A 22,300-nucleotide genomic window follows, 5' to 3' on the forward strand; every position below is an offset into this window, starting at 1 on the left:
GGCACCCGTCTACACCTTGTCGTAGGCGGTCCTGGCCTCGTCGATCTCCTCCAGGTGGTCGTGGGCCCAGTTCACCAGGGCGCCCACGATCTCCCGCAGCGTGCAGCCCAGCGGGGTGAGGTCGTAGTCCACGTGCGGGGGGATCACGGGGTGCACCGTGCGCCGGATCAGGCCGTCGCGCTCCAGGGTGCGCAGGGTGACGGTGAGCATGCGCTGGCTGATGCCGGGGATGGCCCGCCGCAGCTCGGTGAAGCGGTGGGTGCCGGTGCCGAGGTTGTAGAGCACGACCACGGACCATTTGTCGCCGACCCGGTCGAGGACCTCGCGGGCGCGGCAGTTGGCCTCGGTCTCCGTCAGGTAGTCCACGGTTCTCTCCAGGTAACTAAGGCAGGGAAAAGTGCGATCTGGCCCTCGAGCATGACGGTAATCCACGATGGGGTTAGTTACCAGAAGGAACCGTGAAGGGGTCCCCCGATGTCCCGTGAGCACGCCATGGTGCGTGAGCTGATCGCCGTCCACGACGGGCTGCGCCGCGAGCTGAAGGAGTTGCGCGGCGCCCCGGAGCTCACCCGTGATCTTCGGGTGCGCTGCGCGTACTACTGCCACCACGTGGAGATGCACCACACGGTCGAGAGCCACTACCTGTTCACCACGCTGCGTGCCAGGTTCCCCGAGTCCGCTGAGGTCATCGACCGCCTGGAGCGCGAGCACGCCAAGGTCGCCGAGATCCTTTCGGCCATCGAACAGGCCGCCGATTTCCGCCCGGAACTCGACCGGCTGGCCGCGGAACTGCTCGCCCACCTGGACTACGAGGAGGAACAACTGGCTCCGCTGCTGTCACGGCTGTAGAGATCGCTGTCAATTTGGGTCTTGTTCCGATCAGAGGTCGGACCTATCCTCCGATTGCTCGTTAGTTAAGTTTCCTAATGAACGAGTAGGAGCGGACCCCATGCATCGTTCGACGCGGCTGATCACCTTGGCCGCCGCCTGTCTCGCCCTCTTACCAGCGGTAACAGCACTGCCCGCCGCCGCCGCGCCCTCCCGCCTCGAGGCGGAGAACGCCACGATCTCCCAGGGTGTGGTCGAGTCGAACCACGCCGGATACTCCGGCGCCGGCTTCGTCAACGGCGACAACCTCGCCGGCTCCTACGTGGAATGGACCTTCAACGCCCCCGCCGCCGGAAGCGCGACCCTCACCCTGGGCTACGCCAACGGCACCACCGCCAACCGCCCCAGCGACATCTCCGTCAACGGCGTCCTGGTCGCCGACGACCGCGCCTTCAATCCCACCGGCGCCTGGAGCACCTGGGCCACCAGCACACTGACCGCGCCCGTCGTGGCCGGGCCCAACACGATCCGCGCCACCTCCGCCGGCTCCGGCGGCAACCCCAACTGGGACTACCTCGACGCCGAGGTCGCCACCACGCCGGGCGGCAACGACTACCAGGCCGAGGACGCCACGATCACCCAGGGCGTGGTCGAGTCGAACCACGCCGGGTTCACCGGCCGCGGCTTCGTCAACTACGACAACGTCACCGGCTCCGCCGTGGAGTTCACCGTCAACGCGGCCACCGCCGGGAACGCGACGCTGACCTTCCGCTACGCAAACGGCACCACCGTCAACCGCCCGCTGTCCATCAGCGTGAACGGCAGCGCCGCCCAGGCCAAGGACTTCCCCGGCACCGGCGCCTGGACGACCTGGCAGGAAGCCTCCGTGACCGCCGCGCTCAACGCCGGCGCCAACACCGTCAGGGCCGCTGCCACCACCGCCAACGGCGGCCCGAACCTCGACCGCCTCACCGTCGGCGTCGCGGGCCCGCCCGACACCGTGAAGCCCACCGTCCCCGGCAGCCCGCGCTCGACCGCCACCACGTCGAACTCGATCACGCTGGCCTGGGACGCCTCGACCGACAACAGCGGCTCCATCAAGGACTACCGGGTCCGCGAGGGCGACACCGTCGTCGCCACCGTCACCGGCACCACGGCCACCGTCACCGGCCTGGCCGCATCCTCCACCCACACCTACACCGTGACCGCGCGCGACCCCTCGGACAACGAGTCCGACCGCAGCGCCGCCGTCACCGCCACCACGCTGCCGCCGACCGGCGGCGGCACCCCGGTCGAGGCCAACGGCCAGCTCCGGGTCTGCGGGCTGAAACTCTGCAACGAGAACGGCAAGCAGATCCAGCTGCGCGGCATGAGCTCGCACGGCATCCAGTGGTACAACCAGTGCCTCAACACCGCCTCGCTGAACGCCCTGGCCACCGACTGGAAGGCCGACGTCCTGCGGATCTCCATGTACATCCAGGACGGCGGCTACGAGTCCAACCCGCGGCAGTTCACCGACCGGGTGCACAACCTGATCGAGCAGGCCACCTCACGCGGCATGTACGCCATCGTCGACTGGCACATGCTCGACCCCGGCGACCCGTTCGCCCGTGACATGCTCACCAAGGCCAAGACGTTCTTCACGGAGATCGCCCAGCGGCACAACAACAAGAAGAACCTGCTCTACGAGATCATGAACGAGCCCAGTGGCGTCCCCTGGTCGCGCATCCGGGACTACGCCCACCAGATCATCCCGACGATCAGGGCCAACGACCCCGACACCCCGATCCTGGTCGGCACCCGCGGCTGGTCCTCCCTGGGGGTCTCCGAGAGCTCCAACGAGACCGAGATCATCAACAACCCGGTCAACGCGACCAACATCATGTACACCTTCCACTTCTACGCCGCCTCGCACGGCACCGAGTACCTCGACACCCTGTCGCGCGCGGCCGACCGCATCCCGGTGTTCGTCACCGAGTTCGGCACCCAGAACTATCTGGGCGAGGGCGCCAACGACTTCGCGATGTCGCAGCGCTACCTCGATCTGATGGCGCAGAAGAAGATCAGCTGGGTCAACTGGAACTACTCCGACGACCATCGCTCCGGCGCCGTATTCACCACCGGCACCTGCCCGAACGGCCCGTTCACCGGCACCACCCGCTTGAAGGAGGCGGGCAAGTGGATCCGCGATCGGGTCCGGCTGCCTGACGACTTCTGACCGGCGTGGGCGCCGTGCGTGAGGGGGAGCCCGCGCGCGGCGCCCACACCCACCGAGTGGAACCTGCCCCTGGGGCAGGTTCCACACTGGTTCCCATGATGAACATCGGCGAATTCGCGGAGCTCACCGGCCTGAGCCTGAAGGCCCTGCGCCTGTACGACGAGCAGGACCTGCTGCCGCCCGCCTCGGTGGACCCGTGGTCGCGGCACCGGCGCTACACCGCCGCGCAGTTCGGCGCCGCGCTCAGGCTCAAGGCCGCCCGCTCCGCCGACCTGCCCCTGGCCGACGCGCCCAAGCTCCTCGGGGACGCCGGCGCCGCGGCCGCCACGCTGGCCGAGCACCGCGCCCGGCTGGCCGCCGACCGCGAGCGCCAGGACGCCGCCCTCGACGCCCTGGAGCGCCTGCTCGCCGGCCCCGTCACCTGGCAGACCGAGGTACGGCAGGCCGAGGCGCAGCCCTGGGCCGGCGTCGTCCTGCCCCCGGACATCACCAGCGACGAGCAGGCCAACGAGTTGTTCGCCGGGTTGTGGCGCCGCCTCGACGCGGCGGGCAACCGCCCGACCGGCGCCTTCTGGACCACGATCAGGGCCAAGCCCGGCAGTGAGACCGAGGTTCAGGTGGTGTGCTGCTGGCCGGTCGCCGCCCTGCCGCCGGAGGACTGGGCGGGCGTCGAGCGCGGCACGATCGAGCCGGGACAGGAGATGGTGGTGCGCTGGCGCTGGGACCAGGACGTGCCCATGGTCGAGGGCGCCACCCACCCCGCCGTGCTGGCCCTGCTCGCCGCGGCCGAGGAGAAGGGAGCCGAGGTGTCCCTGGCCCAGCTCCGCCAGATCGGCGTCCTGGAGGAGGGACAGCCGGTCGGCATGGAGGTGGCGGTCGCGCTCAAGACTCCGTGACGGGCCAGAGCTGCATGCGGTAGAGCCGATCAGGCCGGTGCGCAGAAGGAGCCGCCCTTCCCCCATGAGGTCCCAGGCGGGAAGGGGGCCGGGGCGGCGTCCCGCCAGACGGGCACCGGCGGCACCGCTGTCGCGGCAGGGGGCAGGATGGAGGCCGTGCGGATTTCCATCCTGGGACCCCTGGAGGTCGAGAACGAGGGCGCGCCGGTGCCGGTGGGCGGCGCCCGGGTGCGCGCGTTGCTGGCCCTGCTCGCGCTGGAGGCGGGCCAGGTGGTGACCGCCGAACGCCTCATCGACGCCCTGTGGCCGGAGCAGCCTCCGGCCAACGCGGCCAACGCCCTGCAGACGCTGGTCAAGCGCCTGCGCACCGCACTGCGCCCGCACCTGGACGTGACCGGCCGGCCCGGCGGCTACCTGCTGCCCCTTCCCCGGGAGTCGGTGGACGCCCACGCCTTCACCGCCGCCGTCCGCGACGGGAATCCCGCCGAGGGGCTGGCGATGTGGCGCGGCCCTGCCCTGGCCGACCTGCTGGCGGTGCCGCACCTGGCCGCCGTCGCCACCGGCCTGGAGGAAGAGCGCCTGCTCGCCGTCGAGGCCCACGCCGAAGCCGTCCTGGACGCTGGCGGGGGTGACCTCGCCGAGTTGGCCGCTTCGTTGTCGGCGGAGGCGGCCGCGCACCCGCTGCGCGAGCGGCTGGCCGCGCTGGCGATGCGCTCCCTGGCCGCCGCCGGCCGGCAGGCCGACGCGCTCACGCTGTTCGAGCGGGTGCGGTCCGCCCTGGCCGGCGAACTCGGCGTGGACCCCGGCCCCGGCCTGCGCGCCGCGCACCTGGCCGTCCTCAAGGGCGAGACTCCGGTACGGCCGGCCGCCCGCGCCAGAGGCAACGTGCGCCCGCCGCTGACCGGGTTCGTGGGCAGGGACGCCGAGCTGGCCCGGCTGCTGACCCTGCTCGGCGAGGTCAGGCTGGCCACGATCGCCGGCCCGGGCGGCGCGGGCAAGACCCGCCTGGCCACCGAGGCCGCCCTGCGCTCCGGCGAGCTGCTGGGCGGCGAGACCTGGATGGTCGAGCTGGCCCCGGTCACCGACCCCGCCGACGTGCCCGGCGCCCTGCTCGACGCGCTGGGCCTGCGTGACGACCTGCCCGGAATCGCGCTGCCCGGTGAGAAGGGCGGCAGTGCGGCTGAGGGGCCGGTGCAGCGGGTGGCGGAGCGGCTGGGCCGGGGTCCGGCGCTGATCGTGCTGGACAACTGCGAGCACCTGGTCGAAGCGGCCGCGTGGCTGGCCGAGCGGTTGCTCGCGGCCTGCCCGGGGCTGCGGGTGCTGGCCACCAGCCGGGAGCCGCTCAACCTGCCGGGCGAGCACGTGCTGCCCCTTCCGCCCCTGGCACTGCCCCCGGAGGGCGTGGACGCCGCCGGTGCGGCCGGGTACGCGGCGGTCCGGCTGCTGGTGGAGAGAGCGGTCGCGGCGCGGCCGTCGTTCCGGCTGGACGAGGGCAACGCCGCCGACGTCGCGGCCGTGTGCCGCAGGCTCGACGGCATGCCGCTGGCGATCGAGCTGGCCGCGGCCCGGCTGCGCACGATGACCGTCCGCCAGCTGGCCGAACGGCTGGACGACCGGTTCCGGCTGCTGACGGGCGGCAGCCGTACGGCCCTGCCACGCCAGCAGACGCTGCGGGCGCTCGTCGAGTGGAGCTGGGACCTGCTGACCGGCGAGGAGCGCGCGCTGGCCGGGCGGCTGGCGGTGTTCGCCGGGGGCGCGACGCTGGAGGCGGTCGAGGCGGTCTGCGGCGGTGACGCCGGGGTGCTGGGGGCGCTGGCCGACAAGTCGCTGGTGCAGCTCGGGGACGACGGGCGCTACCGGATGCTGGAAACCATCCGCGCCTACGCGCTGGAGCGGCTGGCCGAGGCGGGAGAGGTCGAGGAATATCGCCGGCGGCTGGCCGTACATCTGCGTGACCTGGCGGAGGCGGCGGTGCCGTGGCTGCGGACCTCGGCGCAGATCGAGTGGATCGAGCGGCTCGGTGCCGAGCGGGACAACTGCGCGGCGGCGTTGCGGTGGTCGCTGGAGGCCGGGGACGCCGACCTGGCGCTGCGGCTGTGCGGGGCGCTCAACTGGTACTGGTGGATGTGCGGTTACCGGACGGAGTCGGCGCAGTGGGCCGAGCAGGCGCTGGCGCTCGCGGGCCCGACCCCGCCGCCGGGGCTGGCGGGGGCGTATGCGGCGTGCAGGTTCGCGGTGGGCGTGACGATGTTCGGCCGGGTCATGGTGGACCGGCCGCTCATGGAGAAGCTGTCGGCCGACATGGACAGGCTCGTGGACCTGGCCGCGGCCGAGGGGCCGCTCCATCCGATGCTGCGGATCGCGCGGGCGGTCATGGCGCTGCTGGCCGGGCGCGAGGAGGACGCCTATGCACTGCTGGACTCCTACGCCAAGGGCGAGGACCTGTGGCTGGCCAGCTCGGCGCTCATGATCCGCGGCCCGAGGGCGACGGAGGAGTCGCTGGAGCGGGCGGTGGCCGGGTTCAGGAAGATCGGCGACCGGTGGGGGCTGAGCGAGGCGCTGCTGTCCCTGGGGGCGATGCGCGCCATCGCGGGCCGGCCCGCGGGGGAGCTGTTCACCGAGGTGCGCTCGCTGACCAGCGCCTGGATCAGCGCGAACGAGTCGGTCTCGACGCTGACCAGGCTGGCGCTGATCCGGGCGCGCGGCGGCGACCTGGAGGGCGCGGCGGCCGACCTGGTGCGGGCCAGGCTTGGGGTGAGCGCCGAGATCAACCCGGACGTGCTGCTCCAGCTCCAGTTCGGCGAGGCCCTGGTCGCCTACCAGCGCGGCGACCACCCTGCCGCGCTGGCGGCGTTCGAGAAGGCGATCGAGGGGGTGCGGGAGGTCATGCCGATCCCGCAGCTCACGGCCTCGGTCCGCACCCAGTACGGCAGGGCGCTGGTGGCCTCGGGCGACCGGCGGGAGGGGCTGGCCCAGCACCGGCAGGCCCTGGAGGTCGTCAGGACCGCCCCCGATCTGCCGGTGCTGGCGTCCGTCTTCTGTGGCTTCGCCCTGGCCGCGCTGGCGGGCGGCGACCCGGAGCGGGCGGCGGTGCTGTTCGGCGCCGCGGCGGACGAGTCCGGCCCCGATGTCGCGGCCGGGACCGCCGCCGCCCGCCGCGCCCTGGGCGAGGACCGGTACGCGGCCCTGCGCGCGGAGGGCGCCGCCCTGACCCGCGAGGAGGTCTACGCCCTGGTGGCGGACATCACGTAGCCGGGGACTCAGCGCACCCGCCGGTTGTAGGCGCGCAGCGCGAGCGGGACGAACAACGCCAGCAGCGCGGCCGTCCAGCCGAACGTGATCCACACGTCCGCGGCCCGCAGTCCCCCGACCATGAAGCCGCGCAGCGCGGCGGCCAGATGCGAGACCGGGTTGATCGACATCCAGGCGGTCAGCCAGCCGGGCAGGTCCGTGGCGGGGATGAACGCGCTGCTGCCGAAGGTGAGCGGGAGCAGCACCGCCGTGGCCATGCCCTGCATCGAGGTCACCGACTTGGCCGCCAGCCCGATCCAGGCCGACCCCCAGCTCAGCGCCATCGTGAACAGCAGCACCAGCCCCAGCCCCGCCAGCGCCTCCAGCGGCGAGGTCTGCACCCGGAACCCCACGACGTACCCGATCAGCACCGAGATCGTCACCGTGATCAGCATCGTGACCAGGTCGGCCAGGATCCGCCCGGCCAGCGGCGCGAGGCGGGCGATCGGCATGGTCCGGAACCTGTCGAAGACGCCGTTGCCGATGTCGGTGGCCAGGTTCATGCCGGTGGCGATGGTGGCCATGAGCGCCACCTGCACCAGCACGCCCGGCAGCATGTAGAGCACGGCCTGGCTCCGGTCGCCTCCGGCAGCGCCCCCGAACAGGTACACGAAGACGACGATCATGAAGACCGGCTGGAGCAGCATCGCCAGCAGCTGGCCGGGGCTGTTCTTCAGGGGGATCAGGCTGCGCCAGGTGAGGGTGAGGCTCTGAGAGATCATTTGCGGGCTCCGGTGAGGGTGAGGAAGACGTCGTCGAGGGAGGGCAGCCGCAGCGCGTGCTCGGACAGCACGACCCCGGCGTCGTCCAGCTTCCTGAGTACGGCCGGCGCCGCCGCCAGGTCGTGGATCGGGATGCTGAGCTCGTCGGAGCCCAGGATGGCCTTGGTCTTCTCGACGTCCTCCGGACGCAGCGGCCTGACGTCCAGCCGGTGCCCGCCGGCCATGGCCTTGAGCTCGTCGGGAGTGCCCTGGGCGGCGGCCCGGCCGGCGTCGATGAGCAGGATGTCGTCGGCGAGCTGGTCGGCCTCCTCCAGGTACTGCGTGGTCAGCAGCACGGTGACGCCGTCGGCGACCAGATCCCTGACCACCTCCCACAGCTCGCCGCGGGCGTGCGGGTCGAGGCCGGTGGTCGGCTCGTCGAGGAAGAGCACGCGGGGCCTGCTGACGAGGCTGACGGCCAGGTCGAGGCGGCGCCGCATGCCTCCCGAGTACCCCGACGCGGCCCGGCCGGCGGCGTCGGTGAGCCCGAAGCGCTCCAGCAGCTCGGCGGCGCGCGCCCTGGCCGCCGCCCGGTTCGCGCCGAGCAGGCGGCCCATCATGACGAGGTTCTGGGTGCCGGTCAGCTTCTCGTCCACGGAGGCGTACTGGCCGGTCAGCCCGATCAGTTTGCGCACCTCGGCGGGCTGTGCGGCCACGTCGTGCCCGTGGACGCGGGCGTGACCGGAGTCCGGCCGCAGCAGCGTCGCCAGGATGCGCACTGCCGTGGTCTTCCCCGCGCCGTTGGGGCCGAGCACGCCCAGCACGGTCCCGGCCCGTGCCCGGAGATCGACTCCGTCCAGGGCAGCCTTGTCGCCGTATGTCTTGACCAGCCCTTCGGCTTCGATCGCGTAGTCCATGCCCTCGACCGTGCCGGACGCCGCTGGTAGCGGGCTGGCAGAGGGCTGGCAGCTACCTGGTGGCCCGTGCGGCCAGGGGCAGCACCCGGTGGGGGACGACGGTGGACAATGTGATGACCGTGGTGCTGCGCCGTACTCCGTCGATCGTCAGCATGTGGTCGATGATCTCCTGGATGTGCTCGTGGTCGCGGCCGGCGATGCGGCACCACACGTCGCCGGGTCCGGTGACGATGTACGCCTCGATGAGTTCGGGGACGGCCGACAGGGCGCGGGCGATGTGCTCGCGGGATGCCTGCTGCACTTCGAGCGTGGTGAACGCCTGGACGGGGTGGCCGAGCGCGGCGGGGGACAGGCCGGGGCCGAAGTCGGTGATCACGCCGTCGGCGACCATGCGGTCCAGGCGGGCCTGGACGGTGCCGCGGGCCACGCCCAGCAGCCGGGCGAACTCGAGCAGGCCGCTGCGGGGGTGCTCGGACACCAGCCGCAGGATCTTGAGGTCCAGCTCGTCCAGGCCGGCGCGCTTCGCTGCCATATTGACTCCAATAGCGCGATATTTCGTGTCGAATCGTCAGTATGGTAGGCCGTCGGTTGTCACCTCAGCCATATGTCCGCAGACTTCGTCTTCATGGAGCACACCTTCCCGTTCCGTCCCTACAAGCCGGAGCGGTTCGAGCCGGACGAGATGATCGCCCGCGGCACCGAGTTCTACGACTTCCTCGACCAGCGCCGCAGCGTCCGCTTCTTCAGCGACGAGCCGGTCCCGCTCCGCTGCGTCGAACTGGCCGTGCTGGCGGCCAACACCGCGCCGTCCGGCGCCCACCAGCAGCCGTGGAAGTTCGTCGTGGTCGGCGACCTGGACACCAAGAAGCGCATCAGGGAGGCCGCCGAGGTCGAGGAGCGGCAGAACTACGAGGGCGGACGGCTGCCGGCCGAGTGGCGCGAGGCGCTGGCCCCGCTGGAGACCACCTCCGACAAGCGCTACCTGGAAGCGGCCCCCTGGCTGGTGGTGTGCTTCGCGGAGAAGTACGGCGTGCGGCCCGACGGCAGGAAGGTCAAGCACTACTACGTCAACGAGAGCGTCGGCATCGCCTGCGGCCTGTTCATCGCCGCCCTGCACCGGATGGGCCTGTCCACGCTGACCCACACGCCGAACCCGATGGCCTTCCTGACCGAGATCTGCGAGCGCCCCGCCAACGAGCGCCCCTACATCCTGTTCCCCGTGGGCTATGCCGGCGACGACGCGGAGGTACCCGACCTAACCAGGAAGCCACTAGAGCAAGCCATGGTGCACTACCGCTGAATTGGGCCTTCTCGGGCTGGCCGGAAGTCTCCACTCTCAGTGCAGGCGCGCGTCAAAACACCCCCCATTCGCGCGCCGAGGAGGGTTGAAGGTGAGACGCCGATTAACGATCCTGCTGGCCATCCTCGGTCTTTTGAGCCTGACCGGCATCACCGAGGTGACCGCGGGTGCGGAACCACCCGCGAACAAGCAGTATCGCGTACAGGGCCCGGCCGACTCCCGGCAACGCAGCGCGGTCTCCGGCACCGGCGCCGCCATCGAAGAGGTCACGGGCGACTCGGTCCTGGTGACCGCGACGCCGGCCGAGGTGGCGGCGATCAGGAAGCTCGGCTACCGGGTCACGGAGGTGCCGCGCCCGTTATCCCCGTCCGGCGCAGGAGCGTTTGACTTCCCGCCGGCCGACTCGGGCTTCCACAACTACGCCGAGATGAACGCGAACATCAACGCGCTCGTCGCGGCCAAGCCGAACATCGCCAGCAAGTTCGTCTACGGCACGTCGTACCAGGGCAGGCAGCTCGTCGGCGTGAAGATCAGCGACAACGTCGCCACCGACGAGAACGAGACCGAGGTGCTGTTCACCGCGCACCAGCACGCGCGTGAGCACCTCACGGTCGAGATGGCGCTGTACATCATGCACCTGCTGGCCGACAACTACGGCACCGACACCCGGATCACGAACCTGGTGAACACCCGCGAGATCTGGATCCTGCCCGACCTCAACCCCGACGGCGGCGAGTACGACATCGCGACCGGCAGCTACCGCTCCTGGCGCAAGAACCGCCAGCCGAACTCGGGTTCCACCGCGGTCGGCACCGACATGAACCGCAACTGGAACTACAACTGGGGCTGCTGCGGCGGCTCCTCCGGCTCGACCTCCAGCGAGACCTACCGCGGCTCGGCCGCCGAGTCGGCGGTCGAGGTCAAGGCGACGGCCGACTGGGTGCGCGGCCGCGTGGTCGGCGGCCGGCAGCAGATCCGGGCGCACCTGGACTGGCACACCTACAGCGAGCTGGTGTTGTGGCCCTACGGCTTCACCTTCAACGACACGGCGCCCGGCCTGACCCAGGACGACCGCGACGCCCACGCCGTGCTCGGCCAGAACATGGCCGCGACCAACAACTACATCCCCGAGCAGTCCAGCGACCTCTACATCACCGACGGCACCATCGGCGACTGGATGTGGGGCGTCCACAAGATCTTCAGCTACACCTTCGAGATGTACCCGCGGACGGCCAGCCCCGGCTTCTACCCGCCCGACGAGCAGATCGTGCCGCAGACCACCCGCAACCGGGAGGCGACTCTGCGCTTCCTCGAGTACTCCGACTGCGTCTACCGGATCATCGGCAAGGAGCAGCAGTACTGCGGCACCGGCACACCGGGCACGACCGTGTGGTCGGACGACTTCGAGACCGACAAGGGCTGGAGCGCGATCCCCGGCACGGCGACCACGGGCCTGTGGGAGCGGGGCAACCCGGAGGACACCGACTCCAGCGGCGCCAAGCAGCTCGGCACCACGGTCAGCGGCGCGAACGACCTGGTGACCGGCAGGCTGGCGGGCGCCGCGGCGGGTGACCACGACATCGACGGCGGCCTGACCTCGATCCAGTCGCCGCAGATCACGCTGCCCGCCACGGGCACGCTGTCGCTCTCGCTGTCGTGGTACCTGGCGCACGGCTCGAACGCGGCCAACACCGACTACTTCCGGGTGAAGGTGGTCGGGAACACCACGACGCAGGTGTTCGAGCAACTCGGCGCGGCCAGCAACCGCAACGGCTCGTGGGCGGTGGCCAACGCCAACCTGACCCCGTTCGCGGGGCAGACGGTCCGCATCCTCATCGAGGCCGCGGACGCCGGAGGCGCCTCGCTGGTCGAGGCGGGCGTCGACGACGTCAAGATCACCCAGCAGCCCTGAGTTCCCGGCATCGCGCGCCCTCGCCTCCAGCGGGGGCGCGCTCGCTTTTCCGGGTACGGCGGAGCCGCCCGGCGATTGAAGATGGAATTAGGTCTTGTAAGGCATGGGTGTCAAGCCTACGATCGGCGTAACTCTTAGGAAACTTTCCTAAGAGAAGATCTGAACCCAGAGGCATCATGGCTCGCCCCCCACCCCCCACGACCAGCCAGAACATCTACAGATTGCCGCTCACAGCTGTGGCCTGACACCCCGCTGGCCACGTCACCCCCCACAGTTCCCCACCCACGGGAGCGACCATGCGGCGCAGCCTTCCCTTACTGTCCCTGACCGCGCTGGCAAGCCTCGTCCTTGCCCTACTCGTGCCTGGCCCGGCCCAGGCCGCCACCGCCACCGCGGTATTCACCAAGACCTCGGACTGGGGAAGCGGCTGGCAGGGCCGCTACACCATCACCAACGGCACCTCCAGCACCATCACGGGCTGGAAGGTCGAGTTCGATATGCCCGCGGGCCACACGGTCGGCTCCTTCTGGGACGCCACCATGACCCGCAGCGGCCAGCACTACACGTTCAGCAACCTCGCATGGAACGGCACCCTGGCCCCGAACGCCACCACGAGCTTCGGCTTCATGGGCAACCCCGGAGGCGCGCAGGCCGTACCCCAGAACTGCAAGCTCAACGCCAACCCCTGTGACGGCGTCCCCACCGACACGGTCAAACCGGCCGTGCCCGGGGGCCTGCGTTCACCCGCCCAGGCCGACACCACGATCGACCTGGCGTGGAACGCCTCCACGGACAACTCGGGCACGATCAAGGAGTACCGGGTCTACGAGGGAACCACCGTCGTCAAGACCGCCACGGCCACGAGCACGCAGATCACCGGCCTGCCGCCCGGATCCGCCCACACCTACACGGTCACCGCCGTGGATCCGTCGAACAACGAGTCGGACAAGAGCACCCCGGTCACCGCCACCACCACGGGCACCCCGGACACGGTCGAACCCAGCCCGCCCGGCAACCCGCGCTCGCCGTCCCAGACCAACTCCACGATCACCCTGGCCTGGGACGCGGCCACGGACAACTCGGGGTCGATCAAGGAGTACCGCGTCTACCAGGGCACCACCCTCAAGACCACCTCCACGACCACCGGCGCCACCGTCACCGGTCTGGCCCCCGACACGAACTACTCCTTCACCGTCAGCGCCGTGGACCCCTCGAACAACGAGTCGGACAAGAGCGCCCCGGTCACCGCGAGAACCCAGCCGGAGACCCCGGGCGGCAGCTACAACAAGGTCGCCTACTTCGTGCAGTGGGGCATCTACGGCCGCGCGTACACCATGAAGAGCCTGGACGCGCAGGCCGCCAAACTCACCCACGTCAACTACGCCTTCTCCAACATCCACCCGACCCGGCACACCTGCATGAACGGCGTGGACAAGGCCACCACCCCCGGCCCGCAGGACCCCAACCAGGGCGACGGCGCGGGCGACGCGTGGGCCGACTACGTCAAGGGCTTCGGCGCCGGCGAGTCGGTGGACGGCGTGGGCGACACCTGGGACCAGAAGCTGGCCGGCAACTACAACCAGCTCAAGAAGCTGAAGGCCAAGCACCCGCACCTGAAAGCGCTGATCTCGCTGGGCGGCTGGACCTACTCCAAGTACTTCTCCGACGCCGCCTCCACCCCCGCCAAGCGCCAGGCGTTCGTGAAGTCCTGCATCGACATGTACATCAAGGGCGACCTGCCGGTCTACCAGGGCCGCGGCGGCGCCGGCGTGGCCGCGGGCGTCTTCGACGGCATCGACGTCGACTGGGAGTGGCCCGGCGCCGAAGGACACGCCGGCAACCACGTCAGCCCGAACGACAAGAACAACCTCACGCTCCTGCTCCAGGAGTTCCGCACCCAGCTCGACGCGCTGACGGCCACCACCGGCAAGCGCTACCTCCTGACCGCCTTCACCCCCGCCGACCCCGTGAAGATCAACGCCGGATGGGACCTGTCGAAGATCTTCGACTACCTCGACTTCGCCAACGTCCAGGGCTACGACTTCCACGGCGCCGGCAGCGACAACTCCTGGGAGCCGTTCCGCACGGGCCACCAGGGCAACCTCAACCTCGACACCGACTCGCCGTACAACCCGGACTTCAGCGTCGACAAGGCCATCCAGGTGTACCTGGACGCGGGCGTGAACCCGCGCAAGCTGACCTTCGGCCTGGCCTACTACGGCCGCGGCTGGCAGCAGGTGGCCGACGGCGGCAAGAACGGCGAATGGCAGTCGGCCAACGGCGCCGCGCCCGGCGACTTCCCCGAGGAAGCCGGGACCCGCGGATACAAGAACATCGCCGCACGGGTGCCGGGCTGCACGGTCCGGCACGACGAGCAGTCGATCTCCGCCTACTGCTACACCGGCCCGGGTGGCCAGTGGTGGACGTTCGACGACCCGTGGTCGATCCAGAAGAAGACCGAGTACATCAAGGCCAAGAACCTGCTGGGCGCGATGGTCTGGGAGATGTCGGGTGACGACGGTTCCCTCACCACCGCACTCAGCAACGGCCTGCGCTGATAACCGAACCACCCCCCACACGGGCCCGTACGGCTTGCGCCCTAGCCCCCCAGGGGCGCAAGCCGTACGTCCCTCACACCGGAGACCATATGAATGTCCGTGCGTTAGTCGTCCTGGTCGTTGTGCTCATGTTCGGCCTGGTCGCACCCCCCGTTCAGGCTGCCGCCTACCCCGCGTGGGCGCCCTGGACCTCCTACACCACCGGAACCCGCGTCACCCACAACGCGGTCGACTTCGAAGCCCGGCAGTCGCACACCTCCCAGCCCGGGTGGGAGCCGCCCAACGTGCCCGCCCTCTGGAAGACCGTCACCGGCGACCCGCAGCCCACCGTGCCCGGCCAGCCAGGCGCCGCCACGGTGACCTCGACGAGCACCTCGATCTCGTTGAGCTGGGGCGCGTCGTCAGGGACCGTGACGGGGTACCGCGTCTACGAGGGCGCCACGCTGAAGACGACCGTGACCGGCACCAGCGCGACGATCTCGGGTCTGGGCACGTGCGAGCCGCACACCTACACGATCAAGGCGTACAACACCGTCGGCGAGTCGACCGGCCGCGACGCCTCCGGCACCACGACCGGCTGCCAGGGCGTGCCAGGCCAGCCGGGCACGGCCACGGTGACCGCGACCAACACCTCGATCTCGCTGTCGTGGGGCGCGTCGTCAGGGACCGTGACGGGGTACCGCGTCTACGAGGGCGCCACGCTGAAGACGACGGTGACCGGCACCAGCGCGACGATCTCGGGTCTGGGCACGTGCGAGCCGCACACCTACACGATCAAGGCGTACAACAGCACCGGCGAATCGCCCGGACGTGACGCCTCCGGCAGCACGACCGGCTGCACCGGCGGCGGCGACCTGCCCAAGCACTTCCTCACCGGCTACTGGCACAACTTCGTCAACCCGGCCACGGAACTGAAGCTGTCGCAGGTGCCCAACGAGTACGACGTGGTCGCGATCGCCTTCGCCGAGGCCACCAGCACCCCCGGCCAGGTCACCTTCGCTCTCGACCCGGCCCTGGCCACCGCGGTCGGCGGCTACACCGACGCCCAGTTCCGGGCCGACGTGCAGGCCCTGCACCAGCGCGGCAAGAAGGTCATCCTGAGCGTCGGCGGCGAGGCCGGCCGCGTCCAGGTGAACAGCTCGGCCGCGGCCACCCAGTTCGCCAGCAGCATGTACGGCATCATGCAGAGCTACGGCTTCGACGGCGTCGACATCGACCTGGAGAACGGGCTCAACGCCACCTACATGGGCCAGGCGCTCAGGGACCTGCGCTCCCGGGTGGGCTCCAGCCTCGTCATCACCATGGCCCCCCAGACCATCGACATGCAGTCGACCGGGATGGAGTACTTCAAGCTCGCCCTGAACATCAAGGACATCCTCACGGTCGTCCACATGCAGTACTACAACTCCGGCAGCATGCTCGGCTGCGACCAGGCGCAGGCGTACTCGCAGGGGACGGTCAACTTCATGACCGCCCTGGCCTGCATCCAGATCCAGAACGGGCTGCGCCCCGACCAGGTCGCGCTCGGCCTGCCCGCGGGACCCGGCGCCGCCGGCGGCGGGGTCGTCAACCCGTCGCTGGTCAACCAGGCGCTCGACTGCCTGGCCAAGCGCACCAGTTGCGGCAGCTTCGTGCCCCCGCAGGCGTGGCCGGACATCCGGGGCGCCATGACCTGGTCCATCAACTGGGACGCCAGCCACAACTGGAACTTCTCCAAGACCGTCAAGCCGCACCTTCAGGGAATGCCATGAGACGCCTCCTCGTCGCGCTGATCTCCGCGCTGGCCCTGCTCGTCACCGGCCTGGCCACCTCGGCGCCGGCCACCGCCGCCAGGTCGGTCGTCGTCATGGCCGACTGGGCCCCCTACACCCCGTACGCCGTGGGCGCCGTCGTGACCTACGAAGGAGCCACCTACACCGCGATCCAGGCCCACACCTCGCTGCCCGGGTGGGAGCCCCCGCGCGTGCCCGCGCTGTGGCGGGCCGGCGGCAGCAACCCGCAGCCCGGCGTGCCCGGCCAGCCGGGCAACGTCACCACCACGGTCACCAACAACTCGATCTCGTTGAGCTGGGGCGCCTCGTCGGGGACCGTGACCGGCTACCGCGTCTACGAGGGCACCACGCTCAAGACCACGGTGACCGCCACCAGCGCGACCATCTCCGGCCTCGGCACGTGTGAGTCGCACTCCTACACCGTCAAGGCGTACAACAACGTCGGCGAGTCGACCGGACGTGACGCCGCGGCCACGACCTCCGGCTGCCAGAACCCGGACCCGCCGGGCAAGATGGCCGGCGCGCCGTACCTCTACATGGGCTGGGGCAACCCGCCCGCGCCCGCGACCGTCATGAACGCGACCGGCGTGAAGTCCTTCACCATGGCCTTCATCCTGGCCAGCGGCGGCTGCAACCCGGCCTGGGACGGGCAGCGCCCGCTGACCGGCGGCGCGGACGCCCAGGCGATCTCGGCCATCAAGGCGGCGGGCGGCAGCGTGCAGATCTCCTTCGGCGGCTGGTCGGGCAACAAGCTCGGTCCCGCCTGCTCGACCCCGGCGGCCTTCGCCGGCGCCGTGCAGCAGGTTATCAACGCCGTCGGCCCGGCCGTCGTGGACTTCGACATCGAGAACACCGACGAGTTCGAGAACTACACGGTCCAGGACCGCATCCTCAACGGCCTCAAGATCGTCAGGCAGAACAACCCGAACGTGAAGATCGTCGTCACCTTCGGCACCACCAGGACCGGCCCGAACTCGCACGGCATCCGGCTGATCAACCAGGCCAAGGCGCTCAACGTGCCGATCGACAACTTCACGATCATGCCGTTCGACTTCGGCGGCTCGAACATGTACCAGGACAACGTCAACGCCTCCGAGGGCCTGAAGACCGCGCTCAAGAACGCCTACGGCTACACCGACGCGCAGGCGTACGCCCGCATGGGCATCTCGGGCATGAACGGTCTGTCCGACCAGCAGGAGCTCACCTCGCCCGCCACCTGGACCCAGATCCGCGACTGGGCCAAGTCCAAGGGCCTGACCAGGCTGGCGTACTGGGCGGTCAACCGCGACCGGCCGTGCCCCGGCGGCGGCGTGCGCTCCGACTGCAGTGGCATCTCCCAGGCCGACTGGGAGTTCACCCGGATCACCGCGGGGTTCTAGGCGATGCGCCTTCGTCATATTGCGGCGGCCGCCGTGCTGGCCCTCGGCCTCACGGCGGTCTCCGCCACGCCCGCCCTCGCGGCCAACATCCTGAGCAACCCCGGCTTCGAGACCGACCTGGCGAACTGGACGTGCACCGCCTCGTCCGCAGGCCAGGCGGTCACCACGCCGGTCCACTCCGGAGCCAAGGCGCTGCAGGCCACCCCGGCCGGCAGTGACACCGCCCGGTGCCAGCAGGTGATCAGCGTCAAGCCGTCCTCCGCCTACACGCTGTCCGGCTGGCTGCGCGGCGGCTACGTCTTCCTCGGCGCCTCCGGCACCGGCACCACCGACGTCAGCACCTGGACGTCCTCGGCCTCGGCCTACCGCCAGGTGAGCACGTCGTTCACCACCGGGGCGAACACGACCAGCGTCACCGTCTACGTCAACGGCTGGTACGGCCAGGGCGCCTACCAGGCCGACGACCTGGTGCTCGACGGGCCGCCGGGAAACCCGCAGCCCGGTGACACCACCCCGCCGACCGTCCCCGGCAACCTGAGCGTGAGCGGAGCCACCTCCAGCACCCTCGCGGTGAGCTGGTCGGCCTCCACCGACGACTCCGGTACGGTCGCCCGCTACGAGCTCGCGCGCGACGGCGGCACGCCCACCCCGGTCACCGGCACCTCCGTCACTGTGGGCGGCCTGACCCCGCAGACCACCTACCGCTTCAAGGTGCGCGCCTGCGACGGCTCCGGCAACTGCTCCGCCTACACCCCCGAAGTCCCCGGTACCACCACCGAGGGCGGCGGAGGCGGCGGGCAACTGCCCAAACGGGTCCTGGTCGGTTACCTGCACGCCTCCTTCGCCAACGGCTCCGGCTACATCCGGATGGCCGACGTCCCGAACGAGTGGGACGTCATCAACCTCGCCTTCGGCGAACCCACCTCGGTGACCTCGGGCGACATCCGCTTCCGGCTCTGCCCGGCGGCCGAGTGCCCGAACGTCGAGCCCGAGGCCGATTTCATCGCCGCCATCCGCGCCAAGCAGGCGGCGGGCAAGAAGGTCCTGATCTCCATCGGCGGCCAGAACGGCCAGGTCCAGCTCACCACCACGGCGGCCCGCGACACGTTTGTCTCCTCGGTGAGCGCCATCATCGACCGCTACGGCCTCGACGGCCTCGACATCGACTTCGAGGGCCACTCGCTCTACCTGAACGCCGGCGACACCAACCTCGCCAACCCGACCACCCCGGTCATCGTCAACCTGATCTCGGCGCTGAAGACCCTCAAGGCCAAGTACGGCTCCCGCTTCGTGCTGACCATGGCGCCCGAGACCTTCTTCGTCCAGCTCGGCTACCAGTTCTACGGACCGGGCCCGAGCGGGGCGGCCGACCGGCGCAGCGCCTCCTACCTGCCGGTCATCCACGCCATGCGCAACGACCTGACCCTGCTGCACGTCCAGGACTACAACTCCGGCCCGATCAAGGGCCTGGACGACCAGTACCACACGATGGGCACCCACGACTTCCACGTCGCCATGACCGACATGCTGCTCGCGGGCTTCCCCATCATGGGCAACACCGCCAACGTCTTCCCACCGCTGCGCCAGGACCAGGTCGCGATCGGCCTGCCCGCGGCGCCCTGGGCGGGCAACGGCTTCACCACGGTGGCCGAGGTCCAGAAGGCTTTCGACTGCCTGGCCAAGGGCGCCAATTGCGGCCCATATAGGCCACGCGGCGTCTACCCGAACCTGCGCGGCCTGATGACCTGGTCCATCAACTGGGACAAGTACAACTCCTTCGAGTTCTCCCGCAACCACCGGGCGTACCTGAACGCGCTCGGCTGAGACCCGGGAGGAGCGGGGCTGAGGCTCCTTGGGAGAGGTTTCCGGGTTGCCTCCCCCAAGGCGCCTCATCCCGCTCCTCCCGCATGACCGCACTCCTTCGGGGCATCTGTGAGTTTCCTGTGAATTTCCGGCTCAGATGGGCCCGTTCTCGACGGTAAAAGGAGTGCGCAAATGGCGTTGATAAGCACGCTTTCCAGAGCTCATGTCTGATCAGCTCTTGCGCTGCCCAGGTGGCAGCACCCTCCCGGGTACGGCAGGCTAGAGGCCGCCATGGAATACGCAGTCCTCACGGGGATAGTCCTCGTCGCCGGTGTCCTGCTTGCCCTTGTCGCCCAATGGCGCGACTGGAGACCACATCTCCTGATCGTGATCCTCGTGGGCGTCGCCGTACGAGCGTTGCTCTGGTACACATCGGCGATCGACACCCAGTGGCAGCCGGTCGACTACATGGAAAGCTTCAAACCCGCCGGCGAGGCGGTGCTCCATGGCAAGGATCCGGTCCTGGCCAGCGAAGGCGGCTGGCACTTCCTGCCGACGATCCCCTACATGTACGGCTTCCTGCTCTGGCTGGGCATTCCGTGGGAGTTCGCGGGCCGCCTGGTCACGGTGCTGGCCGACATCGCGCTGATCCCGCTCGTGGCCAAGCTGGCCGGCGGTCCCAAGGCCAACCTGCGCGCCCTGCAGTACGCGCTCAACCCCCTCGCCATGCTGGTGGCGGCCATTCACGGCCAGGTCGAGCCGGTCGCGCTGGCCTTCGGCGTCGCCGCGTTCGTGGTGGCCCGCGGCCCCGGCTCGCCGTACCGCGCGGGCATCACGACCCACGTCGGCGTACGGCTGCGCCGCGGCGTGGCCGCCTACGGCTGGCGCACCGCGCTGGCCCGGGTGATCCGCCCCGGCGGCCTGCTGCACCGCGCGTTCATGCCGACCGGCGACGACCGGCGCGACCTGCGGCGGGGCATGCTGGCCGGAGCGCTCATGGGCCTCGCGCTGTGCGCCAAGAGCTGGCCCATCTGGCTGATCCCCGGCATGTTGCTGCTGCTGCCCAACCTGCGCTCCCGGATCGTCTCGCTGTTCTTCACCGGGTTGGTGCCGGTGTTGTTCCTGGCCTCGTTGCCGCTGGTGGTGGGCAGCTCGTTCGCCCAGATCCTCGAGGCGATGTCCGTCATGGGAGACATCCGGCCGATCGTCGGCGACTGGGGCTGGGCGGCGCAGTTCAGCGGCGGCGAGTGGCAGCTGCGGCCCGACCTGGTCGTCCCCGGCACCTACCTGATCTACGCGACCATGGTCTTCTGCGTGTTCTGGTGGCGTCGGGCCGACCCGATCGACATGACCATCGCCATGCTCATCGCCTTCATGGTCGTCACGCCGCGCCTGGGCGCCCAGTACCTCATGTGGTTCATGCCGTTCCTGGTCGCCAGGCCCACCCGCTTCGCCTGGCCCGCGATCATCGGCGTCTCCGTCTGGGCGGGCTACGGCTACCTGTACATGACGCAGTTCGACACCAACACCTGGTGGGCGCTGCACTCGCAGTGGGCGCTGGCCTCGATCGTGCTGCTGCCGATCCTCGTCATGGCCATGCCCTGGGGCCGCCGCCATCCGACGGCCCCAGAACTCGCCACCCCCGTGCCCGCCCCCGCGGAGCAGCGGGTGAAATCAGCGGTGTAGCTCCCGGTAGACGGTGATCCACTGGTCCGGATGGACGTAGCCGACCACCGTGTCGCGGGCCACGCCCGCCCGTGCCAGGGCGCCGTCCACGCCCTGGTAGCGGGTCCTGAGCGAGGCGCGCAAGGAGCCCCCCACCCCGGTGAAGCCCAGCTCCACCAGTTCCCGCCAGGCCCTGCCGTCCGCGAGCAGCGGCTCCGGCCGCCGCTCGATGCGCAGGATGCCCGAGTCGACCGCGGGCACCGGCCGGAAACTCTCCCGGCCGACCCGGCCGAGCAACTCCCAGTGGAACCACGGCCAGCTCTCGACCGTGACCAGGCTCCACCGGCCGAAGTCGCCCGAGCGCTTGCGGGCGTACTCCAGCTGCGTGAGCAGGGTCGCCGAGGTCATCGACGGGGCCCGCAGACACCAGTCGACGATCTTCGACGTGATCGAGTACGGGATGTTGCCGACCACCGCGAACGGCTCCCGCGGCGGCTTGACGAGGGTGAAGTCGCCCTTGATGATCTTCAACCCGGTCCTGGCCCTGAGCTTGGCGGCCAGCAGCGGGTCGATTTCGTAGCCGACGACCTCGACGCCCTCCACGGCGGCCAGGACGGTCGTCAGCGCTCCTTCACCGGCGCCGGGTTCGAGAATCAGGCCGTGCGGCCGCGCGGCCTTGATCATCAGATCGACGGCATGGCTGTCGACCAGGAAGTTCTGCGACAGCGTGCGCCGCGCCCTGTCTCTGGGCGTGCGCGAGCCGCCGCCGCTGTTCCTGGCCTTCTGCTGAGTGTGGGAATAGTTACCGTGTGCGAAGTTCTGCGCCACAGCTGCAGCCCTTTCGGGTCCTCGAGACGAAATGGGATCTCGAAGGGCCCTGGGCGCGCTTCACGGACGCGCTGAGATGTTCTCCGTGTCCGCTAGCGAGCCAGAGCCCGGCCGCTGCGGATGCGGATGGAGTAGAAGCACGTGCAACACATGCCGACGACCCTACGAGGGCGTCGTAGCTGGTCGCAACGGATTAAATCCGCCGGGCTTTGATGCTGCTTTGAGGTTGTCC

At 70.1% G+C, this 22,300-nt stretch carries 16 protein-coding genes; 11 read left to right on the forward strand and 5 right to left on the reverse strand.

The features are described from left to right. Window positions 1-9: 9 nt before the first annotated feature. Entirely contained in the window at window positions 10-366 is a 357-nt protein-coding gene (locus FVE25_RS28570) for a winged helix-turn-helix transcriptional regulator (RefSeq protein WP_246267568.1), read from the reverse strand. Window positions 367-474: 108 nt separating this feature from the next. Here FVE25_RS28570 and FVE25_RS28575 point away from each other — a divergent pair, with 108 nt between their 5' ends. The 4 genes from FVE25_RS28575 (at window position 475) to FVE25_RS28590 (ending at window position 7,194) form a co-directional block, all read left to right on the forward strand. Continuing rightward, entirely contained in the window at window positions 475-849 is a 375-nt protein-coding gene (locus tag FVE25_RS28575) for a hemerythrin domain-containing protein (protein WP_157250144.1), read from the forward strand. A 100-nt stretch (window positions 850-949) separates the two neighbouring features. Further along, window positions 950-3,046: a cellulase family glycosylhydrolase gene (locus FVE25_RS56870; protein ID WP_219825668.1), complete on the forward strand. Its 2,097-nt coding sequence runs from the start codon at window positions 950-952 to the stop codon at window positions 3,044-3,046. Window positions 3,047-3,141: 95 nt separating this feature from the next. Then, on the forward strand, window positions 3,142-3,942 hold the full coding sequence (locus FVE25_RS28585) for a MerR family DNA-binding transcriptional regulator (protein ID WP_181019739.1): 801 nt from the start codon (window positions 3,142-3,144) through the stop codon (window positions 3,940-3,942). Window positions 3,943-4,098: 156 nt separating this feature from the next. Further along, window positions 4,099-7,194: an AfsR/SARP family transcriptional regulator gene (locus tag FVE25_RS28590; protein WP_181019740.1), complete on the forward strand. Its 3,096-nt coding sequence runs from the start codon at window positions 4,099-4,101 to the stop codon at window positions 7,192-7,194. Between the two features lie 8 nt (window positions 7,195-7,202). On the opposite strand, the gene FVE25_RS28595 is transcribed toward FVE25_RS28590, so the two are convergent. Genes FVE25_RS28595 through FVE25_RS28605 form a run of 3 tightly spaced genes read right to left on the reverse strand, consistent with a single transcriptional unit; the run spans window position 7,203 to window position 9,383 of the window. Next, the gene (locus FVE25_RS28595; protein ID WP_157250146.1) at window positions 7,203-7,955 is read right to left on the reverse strand and encodes an ABC transporter permease; all 753 of its coding nucleotides are present in this window, start codon (window positions 7,953-7,955) and stop codon (window positions 7,203-7,205) included. Further along, window positions 7,952-8,851 (reverse strand): ATP-binding cassette domain-containing protein, encoded by a 900-nt coding sequence (locus FVE25_RS28600; protein WP_157250147.1) that lies wholly within the window; start codon window positions 8,849-8,851, stop codon window positions 7,952-7,954. Before FVE25_RS28600 ends, FVE25_RS28595 begins: the two co-directional genes overlap by 4 nt. 52 nt (window positions 8,852-8,903) lie before the next feature. Next, window positions 8,904-9,383 (reverse strand): Lrp/AsnC family transcriptional regulator, encoded by a 480-nt coding sequence (locus tag FVE25_RS28605; RefSeq protein WP_157250148.1) that lies wholly within the window; start codon window positions 9,381-9,383, stop codon window positions 8,904-8,906. A gap of 72 nt (window positions 9,384-9,455) precedes the next feature. Between FVE25_RS28605 and FVE25_RS28610 the strand changes: the two genes are divergently transcribed. The 7 genes from FVE25_RS28610 to FVE25_RS28640 all read left to right on the forward strand — a co-directional run bounded on the left by FVE25_RS28610 (window position 9,456) and on the right by FVE25_RS28640 (window position 21,261). Beyond that, window positions 9,456-10,151, forward strand: a complete 696-nt coding sequence (locus FVE25_RS28610; protein WP_219825669.1) for a nitroreductase family protein — start codon at window positions 9,456-9,458, stop codon at window positions 10,149-10,151. A 91-nt stretch (window positions 10,152-10,242) separates the two neighbouring features. Then, window positions 10,243-12,063 (forward strand): M14 family metallopeptidase, encoded by a 1,821-nt coding sequence (locus tag FVE25_RS28615; protein ID WP_157250149.1) that lies wholly within the window; start codon window positions 10,243-10,245, stop codon window positions 12,061-12,063. 296 nt (window positions 12,064-12,359) lie between these two features. Further along, a complete protein-coding gene (locus tag FVE25_RS28620) occupies window positions 12,360-14,621 on the forward strand; it encodes a glycoside hydrolase family 18 chitinase (protein ID WP_157250150.1) in 2,262 nt (753 codons plus the stop codon). 89 nt (window positions 14,622-14,710) lie between these two features. Next, a complete protein-coding gene (locus tag FVE25_RS55460) occupies window positions 14,711-16,372 on the forward strand; it encodes a glycosyl hydrolase family 18 protein (RefSeq protein WP_157250151.1) in 1,662 nt (553 codons plus the stop codon). Further along, window positions 16,369-17,772 carry a carbohydrate-binding protein gene (locus FVE25_RS28630; RefSeq protein ID WP_157250152.1) on the forward strand — a complete coding sequence of 468 codons (1,404 nt, stop codon included), beginning with the start codon at window positions 16,369-16,371 and terminating at the stop codon, window positions 17,770-17,772. Before FVE25_RS55460 ends, FVE25_RS28630 begins: the two co-directional genes overlap by 4 nt. Window positions 17,773-17,775: 3 nt before the next feature. Further along, a complete protein-coding gene (locus FVE25_RS28635) occupies window positions 17,776-19,596 on the forward strand; it encodes a chitinase (RefSeq protein WP_157250153.1) in 1,821 nt (606 codons plus the stop codon). A gap of 270 nt (window positions 19,597-19,866) precedes the next feature. Then, complete coding sequence (locus FVE25_RS28640) at window positions 19,867-21,261, forward strand: hypothetical protein (RefSeq protein ID WP_157250154.1); 1,395 nt, start codon at window positions 19,867-19,869, stop codon at window positions 21,259-21,261. On the opposite strand, the gene erm is transcribed toward FVE25_RS28640, so the two are convergent. Then, window positions 21,250-22,068, reverse strand: coding sequence for a 23S ribosomal RNA methyltransferase Erm (gene erm, locus FVE25_RS28645; protein ID WP_157250155.1), 819 nt, complete (start codon window positions 22,066-22,068; stop codon window positions 21,250-21,252). The two genes, FVE25_RS28640 and erm, sit on opposite strands and share 12 nt — an antisense overlap. Window positions 22,069-22,300 lie beyond the last annotated feature (232 nt).

It is taken from the genome of Nonomuraea typhae (assembly GCF_009760925.1).
Lineage (GTDB): Bacteria > Actinomycetota > Actinomycetes > Streptosporangiales > Streptosporangiaceae > Nonomuraea > Nonomuraea typhae.